The following is a 234-nucleotide window of genomic DNA, read 5'->3' as shown; positions in this document are numbered from 1 at the left end:
CGCTGGGCCTCCGCCGCCGCGCGCTGCGGGTGCTCGTCACGGGCGGCGCCGGGTTCGTCGGGAGCCCCCGCGTGGACCGCCTGGTGGAGCGCGGCGACAGCGTGATCGTGGTGGACAACCTGTTCACGGGGCGGAAGGAGAACGTGGTGCACCACTTCGGCAACCCAAACTTCGAGATGATCCGCCACGACGTCGTCGAGCCCATCCTCCTCGAGGTCGACCAGATCTACCACC

General features: G+C 69.7%; 1 protein-coding gene. It reads left to right on the top strand.

The window, feature by feature from the left end; all coding sequences use genetic code 11:
- A partial coding sequence (locus tag NK662_RS24665) for an NAD-dependent epimerase/dehydratase family protein (RefSeq protein WP_497717182.1) occupies positions 1 to 234 on the top strand: 234 nt, incomplete at both ends.

Origin of the sequence: Ectobacillus ponti, from assembly GCF_024294785.1 — a bacterium.
Taxonomy (GTDB): Bacteria; Bacillota; Bacilli; order Bacillales; family Bacillaceae_G; genus Ectobacillus; species Ectobacillus ponti.
This window is presented reverse-complemented; position numbering and strand designations above follow the sequence as displayed.